The organism is Aeromonas sp. D3, from assembly GCF_027705025.1.
GTDB classification, from domain to species: Bacteria; Pseudomonadota; Gammaproteobacteria; order Enterobacterales; family Aeromonadaceae; genus Aeromonas; species Aeromonas salmonicida.
In genome coordinates this window covers 1-4,947 of record NZ_JAPDBE010000077.1, presented here as the reverse complement: position 1 = coordinate 4,947, position 4,947 = coordinate 1, and the positions used below count along the sequence as shown (strand labels likewise).

Here is a 4,947-nt window from a genome sequence, read left to right as displayed (position 1 = left end):
AAAACGGCCATCAACATCGAATACATGAAAGCCAGCATCCGGGCCAAGGTGGAGCACCCGTTTCGCATCATCAAGCGGCAGTTCGGCTTCGTGAAAGCCAGATACAAGGGGCTGCTGAAAAACGATAACCAACTGGCGATGTTGTTCACCTCCCCCGGTGTCAGACTAGTTGTCGCCTGACCTGAATCATCAACAAGTGAAGACCGGGGGCGGATGAAGAGCGTCGAATGGCTCGTTATTCAAGTGAGCGGAAGGCGGCCTTGCTCAAGAAGCTGCTGCCGCCATTCAAGATGTCCGTTGCCGAGTTGGCGCGGCAGGAAAACATCAGCGAGGTCACTCTGTATAATTGGCGCAAACAAGCCAAAGCCGGAGGCGCTCCTGTGCCGGGTGACCACAAACTGACCGATGAATGGCCTGCCGAGGCCAAGTTCGCCACCGTGCTGGAAACGGCGGCCCTTTCTGAGATTGAACTCAGCGAATATTGCCGCCGTAAGGGGCTCTACACCGAGCAGGTCCAGCAATGGCGCCAAGCCTGTATTCTGGGTCAGCAATCCGCTCGTACCTTACAACAGGCGGAGAAGGCACAGGCCAAGGCGGACAAGAAGCGTATCCGGCAACTGGAGCAAGAGCTGCGGCGCAAAGACAAGGCCCTGGCCGAGGCGGCAGCTCTGCTGATATTGCAAAAAAAGCTCGATGCCTACTGGAGCAACGTCGACGAGGCCGATTAACCTCGTTGCCAGAGCGGCAGCAATACGTTGTATGGTGGCGCGAAGCGCTTGACGCCAGCGCCCGCAAGCATCCGGCGGCCGAGGTGTTGGGGCTGAGTCTGCGCACGCTCCAGCGCTGGTTGGCCGGGCCTGAGCTCTGTGCCGATAGGCGACCGGATGCCGTTCGTCCCATACCAGCGCATGCCTTGGGCCCAGAAGAGCGGCAGGCGGTGCTGGAGGTCTGCAATAGCCCGGAGTTTGCCTCGCTGCCACCGAGCCAAATCGTGCCCCGGTTAGCCGACCAAGGGCGTTACTTGGCCAGTGAGTCGAGCTTCTATCGCATCCTGCGCGCGGCAGACCAGCAGCATCGGCGCGGCCGAAGCCAGCCACCGCGTCCTGTGCCGGTACCCACCAGCCATACTGCGACCGGCCCCAACCAGGTGTGGTCCTGGGATATCACCTACCTGCCGTCAACGGTGCGCGGCCAGTTTTACTACCTCTATCTGATAGAGGACATTTACAGCCGCAAAGGCGTGGGCTGGGAAGTGCATGAGCAGGAGTGCGGCGAACAAGCGGCAGCCCTGCTGCAACGGAGCGTGTTGCGTGAACAGTGCTGGAAGCAGCCACTGGTCTTGCACTCGGACAACGGCGCGCCGATGAAGTCGGTCACGCTGCTGACCAAGATGCATGACCTGGGTGTCACGCCCTCGCGGGGACGACCGCGGGTCAGCAACGATAATCCGTACTCGGAGTCGTTGTTCCGAACGCTGAAGTACTGCCCACAGTGGCCATCAGACGGCTTCGCCAGTCTGGAGGCCGCCAGGGAGTGGGTGCGTGACTTTGTGGCCTGGTATAACGACGAGCACCGGCATAGCCGAATTCGCTTCGTCACCCCGGGAGAACGGCATCGGGGCGAAGATAAGCTCTTGCTGGCGAAACGGGATGCAGTGTACCAGGCCGCACGAGCGCAACACCCATCGAGGTGGAGTGGCAAGACGCGAAATTGGACACCGATCGGCGCCGTGATGCTGAATCCTGAGCGGGCAGAACCAGAGCAAAAACAGGCAGCTTAAAACAGGTTTACACGACAACTATCTTGAAAAACGCTGCTTATTCGCACCTTCCTTAGGTGATGAATTCAGGGTGAAGAGCCAAAGAATGACCGGCGAGGGGCAGCCGGTCGGTGAGCAGGGGTTGCTTGCGAGGGAGTTACTGGGCTTGCAGGGTGCCGGTGGTCAGGTCGATGCGGACGTTGCGATCCGGGGTCGGATCATTGACCACGCCGTAACCGACCAGGCCGATCAGGGGCACCATCTGGCTGAACTGGGCCAGCACGCTGTCGGGCACCTGACCTTGCAACTGCATGGCGGTGAGCTGCGCCGTCATCAGCGCCTGCAACTGAGTGGCATTGACCTGGGTCAGCCAGCCGATGGCAAAGCGCTGACTGGCACCGAGCGCCGGATTGCTGCCCTCATCCCCGGCATAGTGGGCCTTGAGCAGGGTGGAGATGAGCGTGGTCAGGGTGGTGGCCTGCAGTTCGTCTTTCGTCACGCCGCTCGGCAGCGCCGCCAGCATGGCCGCCTCCCCTTGCGCCTGATCGGCCTGCGGGTCCAGCCCTTGACCGACCAGATAGAGGTCGCACATCAGGCTCCACAGCGGCCGCTTGAGCAGCAGGGAATCCAGCAGATTGGCCAGCGAATCCGGCACCTCCAGCCCCAGAGCCGCCAGCAGGTTATCCGCCATGGCATCGACCAGCCCTTCGAGATCGGCCTCCGGCACCTCGGCTTGCACCGCCTCGATATCGGTATTCACGCTCAGGGTCTTGGTCGGCAAATCCAGCACCAGCTGCCGCATGGAAGCGGGATAGCTGACGGTGGCCCCGGTCTCGATGTCGATCAGGAAGTTGCCATTGCCATAATCGCGGCGCGCTATGTCGTTGGCATGGAAGTGGCCGGTCAGCAGCAGGTTCACCCCGGCCTCGGCCAGCGCCCGCGACACGTATTCGCTGCTGGTCTGATAGGTGATCTGCCCGGTGCTGCCATCGGCGGCGGTGAAGGTCTCGACATAGGGCGACCACTGCAATCCCTGCAGGTAGGAGGCCTTGCCCGCGCCATCCAGCACATAGTCGGGGATCAGCAGGTTCTGGCCGGTAAAGTGTTCGATGCCGCCAAAGTGGCTCATGGTCAGCAGCACCTTGCCCTCGGCCTTGGCGCGCTCGGCCATGGTTTTGACCCAGGCCCAGGTCTGCGCCCGTTGCGGCGCCAGCAGCGAGCCGCCGGTTGGCGGATAGTCCTGCCGTCCGGCCTCCGTGGACCAGTTGCTGGTCGCCTCCGGCAGCGAGCTATTGGCCAGATCCAGCGCCAGCACCCAAAGGCCGGGCACCGGCTCGCTGACGTAGGAGAAGGAGTGTTCATCCCGCGCCACCGCATCCTTAAAGCCGAAGTCGGCATAGAAGCGGTCGAAGCGTGGCACGTCATACAGCGGCGTACCGTCGGTGTGCTCCATATAAGGCGCTATGGATCCGACCTCGGCCCCCAGACTGTTCTGCTCGAGGAAGATGGAGCCGTTCGTGCCATAGGGGTTGTTCATATCGTGATTGCCGGGGATCAGCAGCACCTTGACGCCCTTGGCCTGCACCTGGGAAATCGCCTCGCGCAACCACTCGTGGGAGTACTGTTCGCCATCCTTGGTCAGATCGCCGGTGATGAGAATGACCTGATTGCCCGCCGCGACCAGACGATCCAGCGCCGACTGCACCAGGGCCTGGCTCTGCAAGAAGGCCTTGCGATCCTTGCCGATGGCCTCTTCATAGGCTGGCTCACCCGGCACCCCGCCCAGCTTGACCGCATCGAACACATGCACGTCACTGATGACGCCAATCTTGACCACGCTTTGCGGGGCCGCTGTTTCGGCCTCATCATCGCCACAGCCCGCCAGCAACAGGGCCGCTGTCAGTGCAGATAAAACCAATCCCGAGCGCATTATGGAACTCCCTTCTTGTTTTTGGAGTACTGACTCTAGAGGGGGAATATGACAGCCAAATGACGCTGGTGTGACAGGGAGACGAGGGCTGTCTCCCTGTCTCTCGGCCCGGGCCGGTCGACCGCTGCCCGACCCGGCCGATGGCGGCTGGTTTCGGTGAACCCGCCATCGGCGCAACCGTTCGCCCTGAGCTTGTCGAAGGGGACTTAATCTCGGCTTAACTCATTGATGAGTTTGTCCGTTTCCGGCTTGATTCAGTTCCGACTTGGCCGGTTCCGCCCTGTCGGCTGAGGCGATTTGCCAACCTGCCGTTGGGGGGGCGGGTAAGGACCGAATCCGCGGTCCTTAACAATCCTACGGCTGGGCGTATGCCGACTGTCGGGAAATCCCCGGGCTCTGGGGTTCTCTCCACCAGCCGGGAGCCACACGCCATCCCTGGCGTGACGCTCCCTTTTGCGGTCATCCTGACCGCGCACCGATTCCGTTCACCCCGCCACCCGGCCCGACAGACGGCTTCGAGTTTCGGCGATTAAGGGCAAAAGCCAGAAGCCGGGGCTGCCTGACCGAGCACCAAATGCACAGGTGTCATCTGGATCAACTGTAGGAGCGAGCGCAGCTCGCGAAGCGGTTGTTCTGCCGAGGTGATGCCAACAATTCCCTTGAATCCCCTTGAATCCCCTCGAATCCCCTTTGGGCGGTCAAAATGTGACTCAGCCCATGTGTATCCATTTTCTCCAGCAGGAAAATTGCGGTAGCTTGAGGATTCAAATAGAGCAAGGTCGCTGTCAGTCATAACAGCACATCCAGGATGAGATGCTCAGGCACAGAGGCGGCCGCAAGCCCCTGCGGTAGCCATGACGGTGGCTGACTGATTCGCTCGAACCCCGCGCCTCCGATACGCCCTCGGGGCTCGAAAATACGCACAAAAAGGCCGATTGAACCTTGAGCTGGGATAGGGAAGCGTGTGGCGCAGTTCCCTTTACGTGTTGGGGCTAATCTATACTGAGCCCATTATGGCCCGGGCCCTTGAGCCCACCGTAAAGGCCGGATATACGTGAGCCATCGAACTTAAAGCCAAAAACAAAACAGGCTTGCACGCCGGGAGGAGTCAATATACGCCCCTACGGTCCTAACCATTTGGTTAAATGGTGGTACGAATATCCGTCAAGCTTCAAATTCTTGTTAGGGAAGGTGCGAACAAGTCCCTGATATGAGATCATGTTTGTCATCTGGAGCCATGAAAAAGGGTTCATCATGA

4 protein-coding genes are annotated in these 4,947 nt (G+C 60.5%); 2 read left to right on the top strand and 2 right to left on the bottom strand.

Annotated features, from left to right (window positions below):
* Both OKC28_RS22660 and OKC28_RS22655 read left to right on the top strand, forming a co-directional pair.
* Positions 1-180 (top strand): transposase (locus OKC28_RS22660; protein WP_270691146.1); only part of this gene is annotated, 180 nt, incomplete at its 5' end.
* 47 nt (positions 181-227) lie between these two features.
* A protein-coding gene (locus tag OKC28_RS22655; protein WP_202042024.1) for an IS3 family transposase occupies positions 228-1,780 on the top strand; the annotation gives its coding sequence in 2 pieces (ribosomal slippage) (positions 228-690 and positions 690-1,780; 1,554 coding nt in all).
* Positions 1,781-1,916: 136 nt separating this feature from the next.
* On the opposite strand, the gene OKC28_RS22650 is transcribed toward OKC28_RS22655, so the two are convergent.
* Together OKC28_RS22650 and OKC28_RS22645 are read right to left on the bottom strand one after the other, a co-directional pair.
* Complete coding sequence (locus OKC28_RS22650) at positions 1,917-3,689, bottom strand: metallophosphoesterase family protein (protein ID WP_202042025.1); 1,773 nt, start codon at positions 3,687-3,689, stop codon at positions 1,917-1,919.
* 529 nt (positions 3,690-4,218) lie between these two features.
* Positions 4,219-4,482 (bottom strand): hypothetical protein, encoded by a 264-nt coding sequence (locus OKC28_RS22645; protein WP_203765005.1) that lies wholly within the window; start codon positions 4,480-4,482, stop codon positions 4,219-4,221.
* Positions 4,483-4,947: the final 465 nt, after the last annotated feature.

Excerpts from the sequence above, each read along its gene's own strand:
- OKC28_RS22650 (WP_202042025.1), bottom strand. The coding sequence starts at position 3,689 with ATGCGCTCGGGATTGGTTTTATCTGCACTGACAGCGGCCCTGTTGCTG.
- OKC28_RS22645 (WP_203765005.1), bottom strand. The coding sequence starts at position 4,482 with ATGACTGACAGCGACCTTGCTCTATTTGAATCCTCAAGCTACCGCAAT.